Genomic DNA, 19,717 nt, shown 5'->3' on the forward strand with positions numbered 1-19,717 from the left:
CACGGGTCTCGAAGAGCCTCAAGGAGAACAGGCAGGCGGATGCAGAGCGCACTGACGCTTCTCAGTTGGGGACCCGAAGGCTGGCTCGACGACATCGCCGCGGGTGTATTTGTCACGGTATGTCTTGCGCTGGCCACTCTGCCCTTCGGGCTGACGCTCGGCTTTTTCGTGGCGCTGGCCAAACAATCGGAAGAGCCGTCGCTGAGACTGGCCGGGAACATCTACACCACGATTTTTCGCGGAATACCCGAGCTGCTCACGCTGTTTCTGATCTTCTTCGGCATCCCATTGATCCTGCAGTACATTGTCCGGCTGGTGAGCCCCGGAACGTCCGCCGACGTCAACAGCTTCGTCGCCGGCATGATCGCGCTCTGCTTCATTTTCTCCTCTTATTCCAGCGAGGTGTTTTTATCCGCCTTCCGCGCCATTCCAAAAGGGCAATATGAGGGAGGCTATTCGGTTGGCCTGTCCAGCGGCCAGACGATGCGGCTGATCGTGCTGCCGCAGTTGATCCGCATCGCATTACCCGGACTTGCCAATCTCTGGCTTATCCTGCTCAAGGACACCGCGCTCGTATCGGCCGTTGGTCTCAACGAGATCCTCAGGCAGAGCGGGGTTGCCGCGCGCGTCACCAAGCATGCCTTCCTGTTTTACGGTTTTGCCGGCCTGATCTATCTCCTGCTGGCGATCGTCTCCTCCTTCGGCATCAATGCGATCGAACGAGCGGTCGGCGGCAGCGAGGTCAAGAGATGAGCCTGGCCACCGACACGCTGAAGGTCGACCGGCCGCCGCCGCCCGCACGCGGCTGGTCGCGTCAACGCATCCTCGGCCATGTCCTGGTCGGCCTGTGGATCGCTCTCGGCATTGGCATGGTCGTCTACCTGGTCGCTGCGTGGAACCCGGAGTTCTTCCAGAAATATGCACCCGGCTACATATCCGGCCTCGGCGTCACGCTGCTGCTGGTTGCCATCTCGATTGTGCTTGGCGCGATCCTGTCGGTGCCGATCGCCTATGCACGCATGTCGAAGAACCCGATCCTTTCGGGGTTCGCTTATGCCTATGTCTATTTCTTTCGCGGCACGCCGCTGTTGGCGCAGACCTTCCTGGTCTACTACGGGGTCGGCTCCTTCCGGCCGGAGCTCGAGATGGTCGGACTGTGGGGCTTCTTCCGCGAAGCGTTCAACTGCGCGATCTTCGCCTTTTCGCTGAATACGGCCGCGTACCAGGCCGAGATTTTGCGTGGCGCAATCGAGAGCGTGCCGAGGGGCCAGTGGGAAGGTGCCGCCTCGCTCGGCCTGCACAAACTGCAGACGATGTGGAAGATCATCCTGCCGCAGGCGCTGATCGTCGCGTTGCGCCCGTATGGCAACGAGATCATCCTGATGATCAAGGGCTCGGCAATCGTCGCCATCATCACGGTCTACGATTTGATGGGCATCACCCGGCTCACCTATGCGCGCACCTTCGACTTTCAGTCGTATATCTGGGCGGCGATCATCTATCTGATCATCGTGGAAACATTGCGCCACGGCGTCGAGTGGATCGAACGCCGCATCACCATCCATCTGCACCGCTGACTCCCATCGCCTTGCCTGATCCGGTAGAGAGGACCGCAAAGCAGGCTTCTAAGGGATTCGAAAACATGGCTTCGGTGGCATTTCTCGGTCTTGGCATCATGGGCTATCCGATGGCCGGACATCTCAAGAACAAGGGCGGTCACGACGTCACCGTCTACAACCGCACCAGGGCCAAGGCCGAGCAGTGGGTTGCCCAGCATGGCGGCAGCTTCGCCGCGACACCAGCAGAGGCGGCCGCGGGCAAGGACTTCGTCTTTTCCTGCGTCGGCAATGACGACGATCTGCGCTCGGTGACGACCGGTGCCGAAGGCGCCTTCAATTCCATGAAGAAAGGCGCCATCTTCATCGACAACACCACGGCATCGGCGGAGGTCGCGCGCGAACTGGCGCAGCAGTCGCACGCGCTCGGGTTTGCGTTCCTCGACGCCCCGGTCTCCGGCGGTCAGGCAGGCGCCGAGAACGGCATGCTGACCGTGATGGTCGGCGGCGAGCCCGACGCCTTCGACAGGGCCAAGCCAGTCATAGATGCTTATGCCCGCATGGTCGGATTGATGGGATCGGCCGGGGCTGGCCAACTCACCAAGATGATCAACCAGATCTGCATCGCCGGCCTCGTTCAGGGCCTGGCGGAGGGCATCCATTTCGGCAAGAAGGCTGGGCTCGACATCGAAAAGGTCATAGAGGTGATTTCCAAGGGTGCGGCCGGTTCCTGGCAGATGGAGAACCGGCACAAGACGATGAATGCCGGCAAATATGATTTCGGCTTCGCCGTCGACTGGATGCGCAAGGATCTTGGCATCTGCCTCGCCGAGGCCGACCGCAACGGCGCCAAACTGCCGGTGACGGCACTCGTCGACCAGTTCTACAAGGACGTGCAGGCGATGGGCGGCAAGCGCTGGGACACGTCCTCGCTGCTGGCAAGGCTGGAGAAATAGGATTTCACCGTGGCCGAGCTTTCGCCTCAATCCAGCGCCGATGAAATCGTCGCTCATCTGCGCTCGATCGCCTCGGAGGAAAATCGACTTGGCATGCTGCGCTACGGCATCAAGATCGAACGTGCGCTAGGTATCTCGCATGGCGTGCAGCGGCAGATTTCCAAGAAAATCAAGCGCAACCATGAGCGTGCCTTTGAGCTTTGGCAGACAGGCATCATGGAGGCGCAGTTCATCGCTTCCGTGACAGCCGATCCGGAGCGGTTCTCCTCCGCGGATGCGAGACGATGGGCGGCGACTTTCGACTCGTGGGATATCGTCGACGGGGTCTCCGATCTCTTTGTCGATACGGATTGCTGGAAGGAATTGATCGCCGAATTCGCGGTCGACGAACGGGAATTCGTTCGACGCACGGCTTTTGCGATGATGGCCTGGTCGGTAGTCCACCGGAAGAAGGAACCCGAGACGACCTTCCTCGAATTCCTGTCGATCATCGAGGCGCATGCGACCGACGGCCGCAATTTTGTGAAGAAGGCCGTGAACTGGGCGCTTCGTTCGATCGGCAAGCGATCGATGAATTTGCACGGCCCTGCCCTTGCCCTGGCGCAAAAATTGGCGGCCTCGACAGACAGGACTGCTCGCTGGATCGGCAAGGATGCCGTGAAGGAACTTTCCGATGCCAAGACGCTCGAACGGCTCGCCGCCAGAAAAGCTTGACCTGAGCGAAGTGCGCTTCACGGAGGTGACGCAATCGACGCGCGCCGATTTCGAAAACCTGTTCGAGCAACCCGGCGGGCCGAAATACTGCTGGTGTATGGCTTGGCGCAATCTCGATCGCCGCGAGCATGTCGAGAACGACGAGAAGAAACGCGCGATGATGACGCTGATCGACGCCGGCACGCCGGTCGGCATTGTCGCCCAGATCGATGGCCGGACCGTCGGCTGGTGCTCGATTGCGCCGCGCGAGACCTACCGCAAGCTGTCACGGCAGCAGAACGATAGCGAGATGGGCATCTGGTCGATCGTCTGCTTCTATGTACCGAAAGCGCTGCGCGGCGGCGGGCTGGCAAGCGCATTACTCGACGCGGCCATCGATCACGCCTTTGCCAAAGGCGCCAGGACGATCGAAGCCTATCCGGTCGACCAGGCGTCGCCGAGCTACAGCTTTATGGGTTTTCGGGACACGTTCGCCGCCCGCGGCTTTCGCGAGATCGGCATGACCGGCTCGCGTCGGCATGTGATGCGGCTTGAACGTTGACCTTGGCGACAGCGGCAGCTTTACTTGCTGGCATAGGCCGCAGATCAAGGCTCAACAATGGTGCAGCAATGAGCAACCGTCTCAAATCAGGAGCGATCCTGGCGGCCGCGGTGTTCGTGTCCATTGTGGCAGACAGCGCTTGCGCCGGGACGATGCATATTTTCTGGAAGGATCTGCGCCCGGCGACCCAGGCAGCCGCCGAAAGCGTCGGACTGCCAATGATTGCGGCCAAAATGCCGGATCATGGCGAGACGCTCTCACTCAACTTGCAGGACAAGACCGTGCAACTCGCAGGCTATGCGCTGCCGGTCGATCGCGACGGCGATCTCGTCTACCAGTTCCTGCTGGTGCCGTGGACGGGAGCCTGCAGCCACATGCCGACGCCGCCGCCCAACCAGATCGTCCTCGTCACGCCTGCACACCCTTACAGGATGTCCGAGGCCTACCAGCCGGTTTCGGTGACCGGCGCATTATGGCCGGGCATGGAGAAGAGCCAGCTTTTCATCCTTGACGGCGTCAGCGTCATCCAGTCGGGCTACACCGTGCGCAAGGCCGAGGTGGTCAATGTCGACACCGTGCCGGACACGGTCACGCTGCCAGTCAACTCGCCCTGGAGTTTCCTCAACAAAAAGAAGAACTAAGCCGAAGAATCTCAGGCGGCGTTGGCGCCGGACTCCTTGTCGAGCATCATGTAATCCAGCGGCATCTCGGTCGTGTATTTGATCTGCTCCATGGCGAAGGAAGACGACACGTCGCGGATCTCGATCTTGGCGATCAGCCGCTTGTAGAATGCATCATAGGCGGCGATATCGGGCACCACGACGCGCAGGAGATAGTCGACGTCACCGCTCATGCGGTAGAATTCGACCACTTCCGGGAATTCCTGGATGACCTCCGAAAAGCGCCGCAGCCATTCATGGCTGTGCGAATTGGTGCGGATCGAGACGAACACCGTGACCCGCACATTGACCTTTTCATGATCGAGGATGGCGACGCGCCGCTTGATGACGCCCTCTTCCTCGAGCTTCTGGATGCGCCGCCAGCACGGCGTCGTCGACAGGCCCACCTTCTTGGCGACGTCGGCGACTGCAAGCGTCGCATCCTCCTGCAGGAGGCGGAGAATTTTTCTATCAAGGCGGTCCATTGGGTGCTCCCCTGATGCAAGTCGTCCAAGTGCGCAGCGGCGTTGGCACAACGACATGCATAAAAACAAGAATTTAACGCGCGTCCCCTCATGCGCGACGCGCTTCGAGGAATGGATTACCATAATCCCTCTTGTCATGGCCTTTTACAAGAAAGAAATTCTGTTGGATAGCGCGAAAGCGAGTGATTTCTTGCTGAATGCCTAGCCGAGGCGATAGCGGATTTCCGATCTCAGAAAGGGCAGCAAATCCATTTCAAACCATGGATTGCGCTTCAGCCAGCCGGTGTTGCGCCAGGACGGGTGCGGCAGCGGCAGGACTTTCGGGTCGGTCGCCGCCGCCCAGATGGCACGCCAATCCATGACCGTTTCCGTCAGCGAGGGACGGCGCGCCGCGCCCATATGCCAGCTTTGCGCGTAGATGCCGATCGTCAGCACCATATCGACTTGCGGCATCAGCGCCATCAGCGATGTGCGCCATGCCGGCGCACATTCGCGGCGCGGCGGCAGGTCGGCGCCCTTGGCGTCCTGACCGGGAAAGCAAAAGCCCATCGGCACGATGGCAAACTTGTCCGTGTCATAGAATTCCTCGCTGCCGACGCCCAGCCAGCTTCGCAGCCGGTCGCCGGAGGCGTCGGTGAACGGCATGCCTGTGATGTGAACCTTGGTACCCGGCGCCTGGCTGGCGATCAGGATACGCGCACTCGACGATGGCCTGAGCACCGGACGCGGCTGGTGCGGCAACGGCCTGCCGGCCGGCTTATCGACGCAAATGCGGCAGGCGCGTACCCTCGCCGCCAAGGCTTCCAGCTCTTTGCTCATTCCGAACTCGTTGTCAGGCGGCGGCACTCGCCCGGCTCGAGATTGCCTGATGCCAGCGCAGCACGTTGGTGCACTCTTCGGGTACCTTGATGCGAGTCGGCTTCATGAAGTCGATGGCGACCAGCCCGGTGATGTCGGCGATCGAATACGCATCGCCGGCGACGAATTCCCTGCCGGCGAGCTCAGTGTCCAGAAATCTCAGGAATTCGATCGCCTTCGGCTTGTTGGCCTCGCCCCATTCGGGGATTTGCGGGATCTCCCATTCCCTCATTGCGGGGTGGATATGCCGGAACGCCGCGGCGACGCAGCCGAACAGATTGAACTCCACACGTCTTTGCCACATCTCGACGATTGCCTTGCCGAGCGCCCCATCCCCGAACAAAGCCGGCTTGGGGTGCAGTTCCTCGAAGTAACGACAGATTGCGACGGATTCGGTGATGATGGTGCCGTCATCGAGCTCGAGCACCGGCAGACGCTTCAGCGGATTGCGCGAGCTGACCGGCTGCTCTTTGTGCTCCAGCGCGCCCATGTCGACGGGCACCAGCGGAACCTGAAGTCCCTTTTCGGCCAGAAAAATCCGAACCCGGCGTGGATTGGGCGCGCGCCCGCCGTCGAACAGCTTCATCTCTATCCTCCTCGTCCGTCCCGACGAACTATAGGCACAACTCACCAGAAGCGAATAATTTCACGCAAGGCATCGCCGATCGACGCCAAGGTGCCGTGCTTTCTTTCGACCAGCTCGTGGCCGTGGCTCTCGCGCCAGTTCTTCGGCTCGTCGAAAGTTCCGCCCCAGATGCCGGCTTTGCCCGCGCGCGCAGCAGCTTCCTCGGTCTCGAAATCGCCAAAGGCGACCGCCCAGCCGGCCTCGACCTGAGCGCGGTTGAGATCCTTGCCGCCGGCCTTGCAGTCGCCGAGCAGCCTGCCGTAGCGGTCGCGCTGCCAGCCGCTGCAGGAAACGGCTTTGCCGGCGATCAACCACACCAGGGACTGCCGCGCGAGCTTGCCGCATGGATAGTCGGCACCGTTCTTGCGGCAGATCTGCGAATATTCCGGCGCATCGATGCCGCGCATGCGGATACGCTCGCCGCCGAGCGTGATGCTATCGCCGTCATTGACGGTGGCCGCGCCCTCCGTCTTGCGCGTCTCGATCCGGTCGAGGCGCGCCGCCAGGAGGATCGCCAGGCCGAGCACGATGAGTGTCAGCCCATAGTCCATTAGTCGGCGCCACAGGCTTCGCGGACGTGGCGCATAGTATCGCTGGCGCGGCCATCGCGACCACGAACGGCTCATATGGCAAACCGTTGGTTAATCATTCGAACGTAGCTTAACGATTTGAAATTGCTGCCCGCGTAAATTGAAGACTTCATGCCCCTGCAACGCTCGACCTCGGCGGACAAGTTTATTGTGGACCGCAGGAAACGCCATCGCAACAGCGATGTCGCGCGCGCGGTGCGCAAGACGCGCGACCGTCTTTCGCAGCAAGCCGGAAATCCCGACTTCGACCGCGAGCTGTTGAAGCTCCACGCGGTTTCGATGACCGGCGGCGTGATCGTCATTCCGCTGCTCGTTCTGGCAACGGCCGCGGCAGGCTTGCTCGCGGGCATCGGCAAGGAGATCGGCGTCTGGGCGCTGTTCACATTCATCTGCTATACCATCGTTGCATTCATGGCCAGACGCGTCACTCAAGCGTCCGAACTCAACCCGCTGGAAACGCATAGAGATTTCCTGATCGGCCATTTTCTGTGCGGGCTTGGCTGGGCTTGGTTCGCATGGCTCGGCTGCGAAACTTGCCAAACGGATCAGTTCCAGGTCGCCAAGGCGGTGGTGCTGCTGCTCGCCATGTCGGCAACCGCGATCCTGGCCTCGTCCCTGCGCGGTGCGCTGTTGGCGACCTTCGCCCTCCCGGTCGCCATCTATGCCTATGCCAGTGCGAAATTATGGATGCCGGTCGAGGCGATCATGGCAGGCTTGCTGATCGCCTCGTTGCCTTTCTTCGCCTATGTAGCGCGCCAGCTCAACCGTTCCTCGCTGATGCTGCTGTCGTTCCGCTCCGAAAAGGATGCGCTGATCGCCGAACTGGAGACGGCGAAATCGATGTCGGACGAGGCACGGCGGCGGGCGGAAGACGCCAATCTGGCGAAATCGCGTTTCCTGGCCTCGATGAGCCACGAACTGCGCACACCGCTCAACGCCATTCTCGGCTTTTCCGAAGTGATGGCCAACGAGGTGCTCGGCCCGATGAGCAACCCGACCTATCGCGACTATGCCCGTGACGTGCACGACTCCGGACAGCATCTGCTCGACCTGATCAACGAAATTCTCGATTTGTCGCGCATCGAAGCGGGCCGCTACCAGCTCAACGAGGAGCCGATGATGCTGCTCTCCGTCGTCGAGGATTGCTGCCACATGATGGAGCTGAAGGCGCGCAACAAGGACATCCGCATCGTCCAGGATTTCGAAAACGCCTTGCCGCGCTTGTTCGCCGACGAACGCGCGGTGCGGCAGATTGCGCTCAACCTGTTGTCCAATGCCATCAAGTTCACCGCCACCGGCGGCGAAATCCGCGTGCGCGTCGGCTGGACGGCGGGCGGCGGGCAATATCTCTCCGTCAAGGACAATGGGCCGGGTATACCGGAAGACGAGATTCCGATCGTGCTTTCGGCCTTCGGCCAGGGCTCGATCGCCATCAAGAGCGCCGAACAGGGCACCGGGCTTGGCCTGCCGATCGTGCAAGGCTTGCTGGCCATGCATGGCGGCGAATTCCAGCTCCATTCCAGGCTGCGCGAAGGCACCGAGGCGATCGCCATCTTCCCGCTGAGCCGGGTGATGGAGGAACTGCCGGCGCTGCCGACCAAGGCGGTTGCCTCGCGCCGGCGCTGAATGCTTAACTGCGGACCGCGGCTGCCATGCCGGAGTTGGTCAGCGCGGCCGCCTTGACCAGGCCGGCGGCAAGAGCCGCCCCTACCCCCTCGCCTTGACTGACGCCCAGATCGAGCAGCGGGCGAAGGCCGAGGCGCTCGGCGGCCTTGGCATGACCAGGCTCCGGCGACAGGCTTGCGAGGAGACAATGATCGAGCGCGGCGGGGTTGGCGGCATGTAGGACACCAGCGGCGGCAGTCACCGCAAACCCATCGAGCAGCACCGGGATCTTCTGCATCCGCGCCGCCAGAATGGCGCCGCAGATCGCGGCGAATTCCCGCCCGCCGACCCGGCGCAGCGCTTCCAGCGGGTCCTTGAGGCTCGCGCCGTGAAACGCGACCGCGGCTTCGACCACCTCCGCCTTGCGCCTCTGCATCGCCGCGCCCGCCCCTGATCCAGGGCCGACCCAGTCGGCGCCGGTGCCGCCGAACAGTGCCGTGCAAAGGGCCGCGGCGACAGTCGAATTGCCGACGCCGAGGTCGCCAAGGCACAGCAGGTCGGTGCTGCCGGCAATCGCTTCCATGCCGAAGGCCATGGTAGCGGCACAACCGCGCTCGTCCAGTGCCGCATCCTCGGTAATGTCGGCTGTCGGAATGTGCAGAGCCAGATCGAACACCTTCAAGCCGAGATCGTTGGCGATGCAGATCTGGTTGATTGCTGCACCGCCGGCGGCGCAGAGCTCGACTGCATTTGCCGTGGCGGCGGCCGGGCGCGGCGAAATGCCGTGGCGGGTGACGCCATGATTGCCGGCAAAGATCGCCACCAATGGCCGCGTCACCACCGGCGGCGCGCGGCCGCTCCAGCCGGCGAGCCAGGCGGCAATGTCCTCGATGCGGCCAAGCGAGCCTTCGGGCTTGTCTGCCTTGGCAAACAACTGGCGCACGCGGGCCTTGGCCGCCATATCTGCCGGCGGCAGGCTCACCAGGAGGTCGCGAAAATCGTCGAAAGGCAGCGCGCTGGTCATGTCGATGGCAATCGTCCGTGTGAATTGGTGAGCGGCATAGCCGCCTTGGCCAGCCGGCACAACCTCAAGCCGGCACAACCTCCAGGCCTGGTACAACTTGGCGGTATTGACGCGAAAGCATTCGTTGGCGGCGCTTCCCGGAGGGCTTGCATTGACTTTGTCGTTGCACCATGTGGAGGCTAGCCAAGGAAATCCTTATGACGGCCATTGAATCCCCGTGCATCCTGGTCTGCTCGATCGATATGAAAACCGGCTTCTGTTTCGGTTGCGGGCGCACGCGCGAGGAAATCGCTGCCTGGATCGACATGACCCCGCAAACCCGCCGCAGCGTCATGGCCGAGCTGCCGGCAAGGCTGGAAACGGTCGAGCGACGCCCCCGCCGGGAAACCCGTCGCAGCCGCATGGCACGCGAACGCGACGCCCTCTCGTGAACCGGCCGCAGAGATGAACCGACTGCTGTGGATTCTGATCGTCGCGATCGGGGCGGGTGTATTCCTGCTCATGCTCAACGATTCCGCCGGCAGTACATTCGGCATTGAGAATTACGATTTCAGCCAGCTGATCTGGCTTGGCGCTTTAGCGGCGCTCGTCGGCGCCGGCCTGCTCAGATCGGGCAGGCCGTTAGGCACCATGGCCCGCAGCCTCGGCGCCTGGGGTGCCATCGTGCTGGCGCTGATCGCCGGCTATCAGTACCGCTATGAGTTGCAGGATTTCGCCAGCCGCGTCACCGCCGGCCTTGTTCCCGGCAGTCCGCTGGCACTGGGCGTGGAAGAAGGCCATGCTACCGTCACCTTGGACAAGGCCGGCAGCGGCCATTTCGAAGCGCGCGTCACGATCAATGGCACGCCGATCCTGACGGTTGTCGATACCGGCGCGACCAGCACCGTTCTGACCGCCGAGGACGCTCTGGCGGTCGGGTTCAATTCGGCGGCTCTCCGCTTCACCATACCGATCTCTACCGCCAACGGCATGACACGCGCGGCGGCGGTGCGAACCGACGAACTGTCGATCGGCGGCATCGTGCGCAGGGACATGCCCATCATGATCGCCGCACCCGGCACGCTCGGCCAGAGCCTACTCGGCATGAATTTCATCGGCTCGCTGTCGGGCTTCGACGTCCGTGGCGATCGCATGATCTTGCGGGATTAAGTTTTTCCTCAGGCCGCCTCTGCGGTCCGGCCGAAATCGACCTCTGCGAAAGCCGTCTTGATCACCTCCGCTCCGGCACCCGGCCGTGTCGCCTCGGTGGAGAGGATCTGCCGGTAGCGGCGTGCACCGGGCAGGCCGTGAAACAGCCCGACCATGTGCCGGGTGACATGCCCGAGGCGTCCGCCCTGCTCGATATGGCGTGACGCGTAATCCGCCATGGCATCGATCAGTGCGGCAAAATCGAACGACTCAGCTGTGCTGCCGTAAAACGCGGCATCGATGCCGGTCAGTATCCCTGGCGTGTGATAGGCGGCGCGGCCGAGCATGGCGCCATCGACATGGTCGAGATGCGTCAGCGCCTCTGCGAGAGATTGAATACCGCCATTGATGCCGATGAATTTGTTTTGTTTTCTGGCTTTCAGCCGATAGCCGCGGTCATAGTCGAGCGGTGGGATGTCACGATTTTCCTTTGGGCTCAGTCCTTCCAGCCAGGCCTTGCGGGCGTGCACCCACAGCGCGTCGGCGCCGGCCGCGAAAACACCATCGGCCAACGCATCGAGTGCCGGTTCCGGATCCTGCTCATCGACGCCGATGCGGCACTTGACGGTGACCGGTATTTTCACCGCCGCCTTCATTGCCGCGACGCAATCCGCGACGAGCACAGGCGTCTTCATCAGGCACGCGCCGAAGGTGCCCGACTGGACGCGGTCGGACGGGCAGCCGACATTGAGGTTGATTTCATCATAGCCGAAGGCTTCGCCGATGCGCGCCGCCTCGGCCAGCTTTCCCGGATCGGCGCCGCCGAGTTGCAGCGCCACCGGATGTTCGCTGTCGTCGAAGCCGAGCAGCCGCTCGCGTGCGCCGTGGATGACCGCATCGGCCACCACCATCTCGGTATAGAGCAGCGCCTCGCGCGTCAGCTGGCGATGGAAGAACCGGCAGTGCCGGTCCGTCCAGTCCATCATCGGCGCCACGGCAACTTTGTGGCGTAACATATTCATTTTACTATTTTTTCTGTCTCAGTCCGTCCGATACTCCGTTCGAATGACAGAGCAATTTGGCAAGAGATGCACACCTAACTGACCCGATATATGATTTTGCCGCCGCAACTGAAAGCAAATTGGCATGTCACACATGTCACTGTACGCACCAGTTAGATGCCTGCCGTGGAACGATGGACCGCCGGCGGCATACCAGTCAGCCAAGGCGAAGCGTGTTGCGGGCGATCTGCCACGCGGATTCGACATGCCGCCGCGCCGCCTCCTCCGCCTCGTCCGGCTTGCGCGACCGGATTGCATCCATGATTTCGGTCATTTCGGCGATCGCCGGCTCGCGGCGGTTCTCCGACGCGATCGTCATTGAGCGGAGCTGGTTGATGCGGACATTCAGCCCCGTCACGATTTCCCAGGCAATGCGCTTGTCCGCCGCCTCGAACAGCGTTTCGTAGAACTTGGTCGTTGCCCGCATCACCTCGACAGGCGCACCGGACGCCCACGCCTCAAGCAGGTTCGTCAAGGCGGCATCGAGCAAAGCGATCTGCGCGTCCGTGGCCGTTAGGGCGCAAGCCCGCGCCGCGATGCCCTCGAGCAGCGCCCGCAATTCATAGATTTCGTCGGTGCGGCCGAGATCCGGCTTGGCCACGGCGGGTCCGTGGCCCGGTATCATCTGCACCAGGCCTTCCGCCTCCAGCTGCCGCAGGACCTCGCGCACGACGGAACGGCTCACCCCGAGCTGATCGCATAGCGGCCGCTCGACCAGCCTTTCACCAGGCTGGAAATGGAAGCCCATGATCGCTTCACGCATGCGCTCCAGCGCCAGCGTCCTCAGCGTCTTGGCAGAGCGGTCGATCCGCAGCGTATCGCCTGACATTTTCTCTCCCTACCCCGATCCGGCCACAAAACAGATTCCATAGCCGATTGACAAGGCTTCTGGTGCTCCATAGTATGGTATACCATAAGATGACGTAAAGATTTCGGCGTTGCACAGCCCCATGGCGACCGAGGACTTCATGAAACCAGCCATTCGAAAGATCGTCACCTACATCGAGAACACGCTAATCGAGGGCGGCAAGGAAGCCCCAAAACCGTTGCGCCTGATCGGCGTCGCCGCCGTGCTGACAAACCCTTGGGCGGGCCGCGGTTTCACCGACGACCTGTCGCCGGAGATCCGCGTCATTGCTCCCGTCCTCGGCGAACTGCTGACCCGCGAGATTATCGCCGTTGCCGGTTCCGGCGAGGCAATAGAAGGTTATGGCAAAGCCGCGGTCTGCGGCACGGCGGGCGAGATCGAGCATGCATCGGCGCTGATCCATACGCTGCATTTCGGCAACCATTACCGTCGCGCGGTCGGCGCCAAGACCTATCTCGCCTTCACCAATCTGCGCGGAGGGCCGAACACCCCGATCATGATCCCGCTGATGGACAAGAACGACGAAGGCCGCCGCTCCCACTATCTGACCGTACATTTCCAAATCGGCGACGCGCCCGCGCCCGACGAGCTGGTGGTGGCGCTTGGCGCTTCGATTGGTGGCCGCCCGCACCATCGTATCGGCGACCGCTATCAGGACCTCAAGGAGGTCGGAGACCTGCATGGCTGACGTCGCTGCCGCCGCATGGGTCCGGGACACGGCTCCGGACGGCACCGGCTTCATCCGCGCCGGCTCCGGCGCGCCGGTTCTGCTCATTCACGGTGTCGGCATGAACGCCGCGATCTGGCACGATCAGATCGCGGCGATGAAAGACCATCATGACCTGATCGCCATCGACATGCTCGGCCACGGCGTTTCACCGCTGCCGCCGGAAGAAGCCAGCCTGTCGGATTTCGCTGATCAGGCGGTTCGCCTTCTCGACCATCTTGGCGTGGCGTCGGTGTCGATCGTTGGCCATTCGATGGGCGCGCTGGTCGCTCTGGAGATCGCCCTTCGCACCCCTTCGCGCGTTCGCTCCAGCGTCTGTCTCAATGCGGTATTCCGCCGGCCCGCGGCCTTGGCGCAGGCCGTACGCGAGCGCGCGGCCGCGCTCGGCACCCATGGCAACCCTTCCGCCATTGCGGCTACGCTTGCCCGCTGGTTCGGCGACCCGCTGCCGGCGAACCTTATCGGGGCGGCCTCTACCGCGCGCGCCGCCCTTGAAAGGGTCGACCCCGAAGGCTACGCGCGCACCTATCGCCTCTTTGCCCATGCCGATGCCGAGCATGCCGATGCCCTCCCCGGTCTTGCCGCACCGGCCCTGTTCATGACCGGGTCGCAGGACAGCAATTCGACCCCGGCCATGTCGGCGGCGATGGCGAGGCTTGCGCCGCACGGCCAATGCCTCGTGCTCAATGGAGAAAGGCACATGATGGCAATGGCTTCGCCTGAAAAAGTGACCAAACACATCATGGAATTTCTCGACACGGCAGGAGACGCTGGCGTGAAGCCGGAGACGGATGCAGTCTTTGATAGAGGCGAATTCCGGCGCGCGCTCGGCTCGTTCCTGACCGGCGTCACCATCGTCACCACGATCAGCGCGGAAGGCGAACCGCGCGGCTTCACCGCCAACTCCTTCACCTCGGTCTCGCTCGAGCCGCCGCTGGTGCTTGTCTGCATCGCCAAGAGGGCGCTGGGGCACAGTGCTTTTTCGACGTCGAGAGGTTTCGCCATCAACATCCTGTCAGAGGACCAGAAGGCCCATTCCGGTATCTTCGCTTCCAAAGCAGCGGACAAGTTCGCGGCCGTGAGCTGGCAACCGGGCCGGACCGGCAATCCGCTGATCGACGGCTCCGTTGCGATGTTCGATTGCGGCATGGAGCAGCTGGTCGATGCTGGCGATCACTCGATCCTCATCGGCCGCGTCCGCGACTTCAGCCACAACGGAGCCCAGCCCCTCGGTTATTGCAGAGGCACCTACGTCACGCCTGGCCTCAGCCAGGAGGCGCTGGCGGCGGCGCCCCCCGATACGGAGGTCGGCGCCATTCTCGAGAACGAGGGCCGTGTGCTGTTCTTCGCAACGGCCGATGGGTTTCATGAATTGCCTGCCGGACGCGGACTGGGCACGCCCAACGATGCGCGCAGCCTCAAGGGGTGCCTTGCCGCCAGGGCCATAGACGCTCAGCTCGGCTTCCTGTTCGCGGTGTGGGACGACGCCGCCGAACCCTGGCGCACGCATGTTTATTATCGCGGAACGGTCGAGGGATCCTATTCCGACGATCGCCAGATGCGGCTTGTCGACATCGAGAAGATCGCAGATCTGAAGATCGCCGATCCCGCAATGCGTTCGATGCTTGCCCGCTATGCGCGCGAACGTACGGAAGATGCATTCGGCGTCTATGTCGGCAACGAGGTCGAAGGCGAAGTCCGGCCGCTCGCCAAGCCCTCGCCTTCTCAAATTCCTCTTTCCGGCCGCGGGTGAAACCGATGAAGTTTTCGCTTTTCGTGCACATGGAGCGATCGGATCTGACAAAGCCGCATTCCGAGCTTGTCGGCGAGCTGGACGAGCTGGTTCTGCAGGCGGAAGAGGCAGGATTCGAGACTGCCTGGATCGGCGAGCATCACGGGATGGAATTCACCATCTCGCCGAACCCGTTCATCAACATCGCCTGGCTCGCCGCCAAAACCAGGCGCATCCGGCTCGGAACAGGAACCATCGTCGCGCCGTTCTGGCACCCGATCAAGCTTGCCGGCGAAGCAGCGATGGCCGACGTCGTCACCGGCGGCCGTCTCGACATCGGCATTGCGCGCGGCGCCTACGCTTACGAATACCAGCGACTTTTCCCAGGCCTCGAGGCCTGGGGTGCCGGCCAGCGTATGCGCGAGATGGTGCCGGCGATCCGGGGCCTTTGGGATGGTGATTTCGAACTCGCCGGCGAGTTCTGGTCGTTTCCTTCAACCACCTCGTCGCCCAAGCCGCTGCAAAAGCCTTATCCGCCGATCTGGGTGGCCGCACGCGATCCGAACTCGCACGACTTTGCGGTTTCCAGCGAATGCAACGTCCAGGTGACGCCGCTTGCCTCCGGCGATGGCGAAGTGGCCAGCCTGATGGAGCGTTTCAATGCAGCGTGTAATGCCCACTCCGACGTACCAAGGCCGGAGATCATGCTGCTGATGCATACTTTCGTCGCCGAGGATGCCGCGGAGGCTGACCGGCTCGCGCAGGATCTATCGCAGTTCTACTGCCAGTTCGGCGCCTGGTTCCAGAACAAGAAGCCGGTGCACCAGGGCATAATGGAGGCGCTGACCGAAGACGAGATCGCGGCCATGCCGCAATATGCGCCTGACAAGATCAAGCAGAACCTGGTCATTGGCGAAGCCGACGAGGTGATCGCCAGGCTGAAGGCCTACGAAGCGCTCGGCTACGATCAGTATTCGATCTGGATCGACAGCGGCCTTTCCCATCGGCGCAAGAAGAAATCGCTGCAGCTCTTCATCGACAGGGTGATGCCGGCCTTTTCCGAGCCGAAAGCTGGATTGCGATGAGCACCACTCAATTCAGGAACTATATTGACGGCAGCTTCGTCGAAGTGGCGGCGACCTTCGACAGCATCGATCCCTCGACGGGCGCGCCATGGGCGAAGATGCCCGCTGCATCGTCTGATGACGTCGACCGCGCCGTCGAAGCTGCTCACCGGGCGCTTGGCTCCGGCACGTGGCCGGCAATGACGGCAACGGCACGCGGCAAGCTTCTGGTGCGGCTCGGCGATCTGGTGGTCGCCAATGCCGACCGGCTGGCGGAACTCGAGACACGCGATACCGGCAAGATCATCCGCGAGACCCGCGCCCAAATCGCCTATGTCGGCGACTATTACCGCTATTATGGCGGGCTGGCTGACAAGCACGAGGGCTCGTTTGTCCCCATCGATAAGGCCGACATGGAAGTGACCATCCGGCCGGAGCCAATTGGCGTCGTCGCCGCCATTGTGCCGTGGAACTCGCAGCTCTTCCTGTCCGCCGTCAAGCTCGGGCCGGCGCTGGCGGCCGGCTGCACCATCGTTCTGAAAGCATCGGAAGACGGCCCTGCCCCGTTGCTGGCCTTCGCCGAACTCGTCCATGAGGCGGGATTTCCCGCCGGGACCGTGAACATCCTGACCGGCTTCGGCCACGATTGCGGTCACCGGCTGACCAGTCATCCGCTCGTCGCCCGCGTCGCCTTCACCGGCGGTCCCTCGACCGCTCGGCAGATCGTCAGGAATACGGCGGAAAACCTCGCCTTCACGACGCTCGAGCTCGGCGGCAAAAGCCCGGTCGTGGTGTTTGCCGATGCCGATCTGGACAGCGCCGCCAACGCGGTCGTTGCCGGCATCTTCGCTGCCACCGGCCAGAGCTGCGTCGCCGGCTCGCGGCTGCTGGTCCAGCGCTCCGTCAAGGACGAATTCCTCGCCGCGCTCAAGCGCAAGGCCGAGGCGATCAGGATTGGCGATCCGCAGGATCCCGCGATCGAAATGGGACCGCTCGCCACCTCGCGCCAGCGCGAATGGATAGAGAAGATCATTGCTGAAAGCCTGGCCGCGGGCGGGCAACTGGTCACCGGCGGCATTCGCCCCGCGGGCATGGCGGACGGCTTCTATTACGCGCCGACGATTATCGACGCGCCTGATCAGACCCTTGCCTGCGTGCGCGAAGAGCTCTTCGGCCCGGTGCTCTGTGTGCTAGCCTTCGACGGCGAAGCTGAAGCGCTTTCGCTCGCCAACGACACGAAGTTCGGTCTGGCGTCCGGCGTGTTCACCACCAATCTGGCAAAAGCCCACCGCATGGCGCGCGGCATCCATGCCGGCGTGGTCTGGATCAACACCTATCGGGCGGTCTCGCCGCTGGTTCCGTTTGGCGGCTACGGCCAATCCGGGCTCGGCCGCGAAGGGGGCCTCGATGCGATCCGCGACTACACGCGTTCGAAATCGGTGTGGATACGCACCTCCGACGACCCGATTCCCGATCCTTTTGTCATGCGGTAGCCGCCGCTGGCCGGAGATGCGCGATCAAGGCGAAAACGACCGATCGCGAACAGACAACAACGAAAACAACAGAGGAGAACGACATGAAACTGATCATCACCGGCTTCCTTGCCGGATTTATTGCAACGACAGTTCTGGCAACGACGGCCGCAAAGGCCGAGGACATGGTGTTCACCAGCTGGGGCGGGACGACCCAGGAAGCGCAGACCAAATCCTGGGCCGAGCCGTTCACCGCTGCATCCGGCATCAAGGTCATGCAGGACGGCCCGACCGACTACGGCAAGCTGAAGGCGATGATCGACAGCGGCAGTGTCAACTGGGACGTCGTCGACGTCGAGATGGATTTCGCCATCAAGGCGGCCAAGGACGGTCTGCTCGAGCCGATCGACTTCAAGACCGTGCCGAAGGCCGACCTCGATCCGCGCTTCACCACCGATCACGCCGTCGGCAGTTTCTACTATTCCTTCGTGCTCGCCTGGAACAAGGGCGCCGTTTCGGGTGAACCGGCCGGCTGGGCCGACATGTTCGACCTGACGAAGTTCCCGGGCAAGCGGACCTTCTACAAATGGTCGGCGCCCGGTGTCATCGAGATCGCGCTGCTGGCCGATGGTGTTCCGGCGGACAAGCTCTATCCGCTGGATCTCGATCGCGCCTTCAAGAAACTCGACACCATCAAGTCGGACATCGTCTGGTGGGGCGGCGGGGCGGAGTCGCAGCAATTGATCGCATCCGGCGAAGCAACGTTCGGCCAGCTGTGGAACGGCCGCGTCTTCGCACTGGACAAGGATGGCGCCGATGTCGGCGTCTCCTGGAACCAGAACCTGACCGCAGCCGACGTTCTGGTGGTACCGAAGGGTGCCAAGAACAAGGATACGGCGATGAAATTCCTCGCCGCGGCGAGCAGCCCCGCCGGTCAGGCCAAATTTGCCGAAGCCAGCGGTTATGCGCCGATCAACACCAAGGCCAAGGCAGAGATGCCGACCGATGCCGTGAAATCGCTGCCGGACGCTCATGTCGACGGACAGATCAATCTCGACATGAACTACTGGGCCGCCAATCGCGACACCATCGCCGCGCGCTGGTATGCCTGGCAGGCGAAATAAGCCCGCTCTTGAACCGCAATGGACGAGACGGTTCGCGCCGTCTCGTCCCGTAGCCGGGTCGCTGTCATGTCGGTCGAAACACGCCGGAACTTTGGAACGGTGCGGGTGCCGGCAGGTCTCAATGGCCTGCTGCCGGCCCTGATTCTGATTATGCTGTTCTTCGTCGTCCCCGTGCTGGCGCTGCTTTTGCGCAGTGTCACGGAGCCCGAGCCAGGCTTGCAGAACTATGCTGCCCTGCTTGGTGACGGCACCTATGCGCGGGTGTTCTTCAACACATTCCTGGTCGCGGCGTTGGTCACCATCGTCACGGTCCTTGTCGCCTTTCCGGTCGCCTGGATGCTGGCGATCATGCCTTCGGGACTGGCCTCGATCATCTTCGGCATCATCATTCTGTCGATGTGGACGAACCTACTCACCCGCACCTATGCCTGGATGGTGCTCCTGCAGCGTACCGGCGTGATCAACCGGACGCTGATGACCATCGGCGTCATCGACCAGCCGCTGCCGCTCATCAACAATCTCACCGGCGTCACTATCGGCATGGTCTATATCATGCTGCCCTTCATGATCCTGCCGCTGGTCGGCACGTTACGGGCGATCGATCCGATGACGCTGCGTGCGGCGTCGCTGTGCGGCGCAAGCCCTTTCCAGGCGTTCCGCCGCATCCTCGTGCCGCTGTCGCTGCCCGGCGTCGCGGCCGGCGGCCTGATGGTCTTCGTCATGTCGCTCGGCTACTTCGTAACGCCGGCACTGCTCGGCGGCACGTCGAACATGATGCTTGCCGAAATGATCGCGCAGATGGTTCAGTCGCTGCTCAACTGGGGGCTCGGCAGCGCCGCAGCCTTCATCCTGCTTGTCGTCACCATGGCTCTCTACGCGCTGCAGCTGCGCCTTGCCGGTGCCAGGCGCATGAGCGGAGGCATCTGAG

At 62.6% G+C, this 19,717-nt stretch carries 22 protein-coding genes; 15 read left to right on the top strand and 7 right to left on the bottom strand.

Annotated elements, in window-relative coordinates; genetic code table 11:
- The first annotated feature begins 39 nt into the window (after positions 1–39).
- From NKI59_RS17320 to NKI59_RS17345, 6 genes are all read left to right on the top strand, one after another.
- Entirely contained in the window at positions 40–753 is a 714-nt protein-coding gene (locus tag NKI59_RS17320) for an ABC transporter permease (protein ID WP_023675013.1), read from the top strand.
- Positions 750–1,577, top strand: a complete 828-nt coding sequence (locus tag NKI59_RS17325) for an ABC transporter permease (RefSeq protein ID WP_352456737.1) — start codon at positions 750–752, stop codon at positions 1,575–1,577. Before NKI59_RS17320 ends, NKI59_RS17325 begins: the two co-directional genes overlap by 4 nt.
- Positions 1,538–2,512, top strand: coding sequence for an NAD(P)-dependent oxidoreductase (locus tag NKI59_RS17330; protein ID WP_352456736.1), 975 nt, complete (start codon positions 1,538–1,540; stop codon positions 2,510–2,512). The genes NKI59_RS17325 and NKI59_RS17330 overlap by 40 nt, the downstream gene beginning before the upstream one ends.
- A gap of 9 nt (positions 2,513–2,521) precedes the next feature.
- Positions 2,522–3,226 carry a DNA alkylation repair protein gene (locus NKI59_RS17335; RefSeq protein WP_352456735.1) on the top strand — a complete coding sequence of 235 codons (705 nt, stop codon included), beginning with the start codon at positions 2,522–2,524 and terminating at the stop codon, positions 3,224–3,226.
- A complete protein-coding gene (locus tag NKI59_RS17340; protein ID WP_352456734.1) occupies positions 3,186–3,767 on the top strand; it encodes a GNAT family N-acetyltransferase in 582 nt (193 codons plus the stop codon). Before NKI59_RS17335 ends, NKI59_RS17340 begins: the two co-directional genes overlap by 41 nt.
- Positions 3,768–3,835: 68 nt before the next feature.
- Complete coding sequence (locus NKI59_RS17345) at positions 3,836–4,408, top strand: DUF3299 domain-containing protein (protein WP_352705591.1); 573 nt, start codon at positions 3,836–3,838, stop codon at positions 4,406–4,408.
- A gap of 11 nt (positions 4,409–4,419) precedes the next feature.
- Here the strand turns inward: NKI59_RS17345 and NKI59_RS17350 are convergent, their stop codons facing one another.
- From NKI59_RS17350 to NKI59_RS17365, 4 genes are all read right to left on the bottom strand, one after another.
- Positions 4,420–4,911, bottom strand: a complete 492-nt coding sequence (locus NKI59_RS17350) for an Lrp/AsnC family transcriptional regulator (protein WP_023675006.1) — start codon at positions 4,909–4,911, stop codon at positions 4,420–4,422.
- 201 nt (positions 4,912–5,112) lie between these two features.
- A complete protein-coding gene (locus NKI59_RS17355) occupies positions 5,113–5,730 on the bottom strand; it encodes a uracil-DNA glycosylase family protein (RefSeq protein WP_502898253.1) in 618 nt (205 codons plus the stop codon).
- A 13-nt stretch (positions 5,731–5,743) separates the two neighbouring features.
- On the bottom strand, positions 5,744–6,355 hold the full coding sequence (locus NKI59_RS17360; RefSeq protein WP_352705593.1) for a glutathione S-transferase: 612 nt from the start codon (positions 6,353–6,355) through the stop codon (positions 5,744–5,746).
- Between the two features lie 41 nt (positions 6,356–6,396).
- On the bottom strand, positions 6,397–7,020 hold the full coding sequence (locus NKI59_RS17365) for a thermonuclease family protein (protein ID WP_352681210.1): 624 nt from the start codon (positions 7,018–7,020) through the stop codon (positions 6,397–6,399).
- Positions 7,021–7,095: 75 nt separating this feature from the next.
- Between NKI59_RS17365 and NKI59_RS17370 the strand changes: the two genes are divergently transcribed.
- Entirely contained in the window at positions 7,096–8,610 is a 1,515-nt protein-coding gene (locus NKI59_RS17370) for a sensor histidine kinase (protein WP_352705596.1), read from the top strand.
- A 4-nt stretch (positions 8,611–8,614) separates the two neighbouring features.
- On the opposite strand, the gene NKI59_RS17375 is transcribed toward NKI59_RS17370, so the two are convergent.
- Positions 8,615–9,613, bottom strand: a complete 999-nt coding sequence (locus tag NKI59_RS17375) for a nicotinate-nucleotide--dimethylbenzimidazole phosphoribosyltransferase (protein ID WP_352705677.1) — start codon at positions 9,611–9,613, stop codon at positions 8,615–8,617.
- A 197-nt stretch (positions 9,614–9,810) separates the two neighbouring features.
- Here NKI59_RS17375 and NKI59_RS17380 point away from each other — a divergent pair, with 197 nt between their 5' ends.
- Both NKI59_RS17380 and NKI59_RS17385 read left to right on the top strand, forming a co-directional pair.
- A complete protein-coding gene (locus tag NKI59_RS17380; protein WP_031193575.1) occupies positions 9,811–10,044 on the top strand; it encodes a DUF1289 domain-containing protein in 234 nt (77 codons plus the stop codon).
- A gap of 13 nt (positions 10,045–10,057) precedes the next feature.
- Positions 10,058–10,762 (top strand): TIGR02281 family clan AA aspartic protease, encoded by a 705-nt coding sequence (locus NKI59_RS17385; RefSeq protein ID WP_352705598.1) that lies wholly within the window; start codon positions 10,058–10,060, stop codon positions 10,760–10,762.
- A gap of 8 nt (positions 10,763–10,770) precedes the next feature.
- On the opposite strand, the gene dusA is transcribed toward NKI59_RS17385, so the two are convergent.
- Together dusA and NKI59_RS17395 are read right to left on the bottom strand one after the other, a co-directional pair.
- On the bottom strand, positions 10,771–11,763 hold the full coding sequence (dusA, locus tag NKI59_RS17390) for a tRNA dihydrouridine(20/20a) synthase DusA (RefSeq protein ID WP_352705600.1): 993 nt from the start codon (positions 11,761–11,763) through the stop codon (positions 10,771–10,773).
- A gap of 196 nt (positions 11,764–11,959) precedes the next feature.
- Complete coding sequence (locus tag NKI59_RS17395) at positions 11,960–12,631, bottom strand: GntR family transcriptional regulator (protein WP_352705603.1); 672 nt, start codon at positions 12,629–12,631, stop codon at positions 11,960–11,962.
- 139 nt (positions 12,632–12,770) lie between these two features.
- On the opposite strand from NKI59_RS17395, the gene NKI59_RS17400 reads away from it, so the two are divergent.
- From NKI59_RS17400 to NKI59_RS17425, 6 genes are all read left to right on the top strand, one after another.
- Positions 12,771–13,358 (top strand): amino acid synthesis family protein, encoded by a 588-nt coding sequence (locus NKI59_RS17400; RefSeq protein WP_352448870.1) that lies wholly within the window; start codon positions 12,771–12,773, stop codon positions 13,356–13,358.
- Complete coding sequence (locus NKI59_RS17405; protein ID WP_352705605.1) at positions 13,351–15,150, top strand: alpha/beta fold hydrolase; 1,800 nt, start codon at positions 13,351–13,353, stop codon at positions 15,148–15,150. Before NKI59_RS17400 ends, NKI59_RS17405 begins: the two co-directional genes overlap by 8 nt.
- A gap of 5 nt (positions 15,151–15,155) precedes the next feature.
- Positions 15,156–16,214, top strand: coding sequence for an LLM class flavin-dependent oxidoreductase (locus NKI59_RS17410; RefSeq protein WP_352705607.1), 1,059 nt, complete (start codon positions 15,156–15,158; stop codon positions 16,212–16,214).
- The gene (locus tag NKI59_RS17415; protein ID WP_352705609.1) at positions 16,211–17,686 is read left to right on the top strand and encodes an aldehyde dehydrogenase; all 1,476 of its coding nucleotides are present in this window, start codon (positions 16,211–16,213) and stop codon (positions 17,684–17,686) included. The genes NKI59_RS17410 and NKI59_RS17415 overlap by 4 nt, the downstream gene beginning before the upstream one ends.
- 83 nt (positions 17,687–17,769) lie before the next feature.
- Complete coding sequence (locus NKI59_RS17420) at positions 17,770–18,789, top strand: ABC transporter substrate-binding protein (RefSeq protein WP_352698992.1); 1,020 nt, start codon at positions 17,770–17,772, stop codon at positions 18,787–18,789.
- Positions 18,790–18,855: 66 nt separating this feature from the next.
- Positions 18,856–19,716 carry an ABC transporter permease gene (locus NKI59_RS17425; RefSeq protein WP_502901075.1) on the top strand — a complete coding sequence of 287 codons (861 nt, stop codon included), beginning with the start codon at positions 18,856–18,858 and terminating at the stop codon, positions 19,714–19,716.
- Position 19,717: the final 1 nt, after the last annotated feature.

This window comes from Mesorhizobium sp. M0598 (genome assembly GCF_040320865.1).
Lineage (GTDB): Bacteria > Pseudomonadota > Alphaproteobacteria > Rhizobiales > Rhizobiaceae > Mesorhizobium.

Excerpts from the sequence above, each read along its gene's own strand:
- NKI59_RS17320 (WP_023675013.1), top strand. The coding sequence starts at position 40 with ATGCAGAGCGCACTGACGCTTCTCAGTTGGGGACCCGAAGGCTGGCTC.
- NKI59_RS17325 (WP_352456737.1), top strand. The coding sequence starts at position 750 with ATGAGCCTGGCCACCGACACGCTGAAGGTCGACCGGCCGCCGCCGCCC.
- NKI59_RS17340 (WP_352456734.1), top strand. The coding sequence starts at position 3,186 with ATGCCAAGACGCTCGAACGGCTCGCCGCCAGAAAAGCTTGACCTGAGC.
- NKI59_RS17345 (WP_352705591.1), top strand. The coding sequence starts at position 3,836 with ATGAGCAACCGTCTCAAATCAGGAGCGATCCTGGCGGCCGCGGTGTTC.
- NKI59_RS17350 (WP_023675006.1), bottom strand. The coding sequence starts at position 4,911 with ATGGACCGCCTTGATAGAAAAATTCTCCGCCTCCTGCAGGAGGATGCG.
- NKI59_RS17355 (WP_502898253.1), bottom strand. The coding sequence starts at position 5,730 with ATGAGCAAAGAGCTGGAAGCCTTGGCGGCGAGGGTACGCGCCTGCCGC.
- NKI59_RS17360 (WP_352705593.1), bottom strand. The coding sequence starts at position 6,355 with ATGAAGCTGTTCGACGGCGGGCGCGCGCCCAATCCACGCCGGGTTCGG.
- NKI59_RS17365 (WP_352681210.1), bottom strand. The coding sequence starts at position 7,020 with ATGAGCCGTTCGTGGTCGCGATGGCCGCGCCAGCGATACTATGCGCCA.
- NKI59_RS17370 (WP_352705596.1), top strand. The coding sequence starts at position 7,096 with ATGCCCCTGCAACGCTCGACCTCGGCGGACAAGTTTATTGTGGACCGC.
- NKI59_RS17375 (WP_352705677.1), bottom strand. The coding sequence starts at position 9,613 with ATGACCAGCGCGCTGCCTTTCGACGATTTTCGCGACCTCCTGGTGAGC.
- NKI59_RS17380 (WP_031193575.1), top strand. The coding sequence starts at position 9,811 with ATGACGGCCATTGAATCCCCGTGCATCCTGGTCTGCTCGATCGATATG.
- NKI59_RS17385 (WP_352705598.1), top strand. The coding sequence starts at position 10,058 with ATGAACCGACTGCTGTGGATTCTGATCGTCGCGATCGGGGCGGGTGTA.
- dusA (WP_352705600.1), bottom strand. The coding sequence starts at position 11,763 with ATGAATATGTTACGCCACAAAGTTGCCGTGGCGCCGATGATGGACTGG.
- NKI59_RS17395 (WP_352705603.1), bottom strand. The coding sequence starts at position 12,631 with ATGTCAGGCGATACGCTGCGGATCGACCGCTCTGCCAAGACGCTGAGG.
- NKI59_RS17400 (WP_352448870.1), top strand. The coding sequence starts at position 12,771 with ATGAAACCAGCCATTCGAAAGATCGTCACCTACATCGAGAACACGCTA.
- NKI59_RS17405 (WP_352705605.1), top strand. The coding sequence starts at position 13,351 with ATGGCTGACGTCGCTGCCGCCGCATGGGTCCGGGACACGGCTCCGGAC.
- NKI59_RS17410 (WP_352705607.1), top strand. The coding sequence starts at position 15,156 with ATGAAGTTTTCGCTTTTCGTGCACATGGAGCGATCGGATCTGACAAAG.
- NKI59_RS17415 (WP_352705609.1), top strand. The coding sequence starts at position 16,211 with ATGAGCACCACTCAATTCAGGAACTATATTGACGGCAGCTTCGTCGAA.
- NKI59_RS17420 (WP_352698992.1), top strand. The coding sequence starts at position 17,770 with ATGAAACTGATCATCACCGGCTTCCTTGCCGGATTTATTGCAACGACA.
- NKI59_RS17425 (WP_502901075.1), top strand. The coding sequence starts at position 18,856 with ATGTCGGTCGAAACACGCCGGAACTTTGGAACGGTGCGGGTGCCGGCA.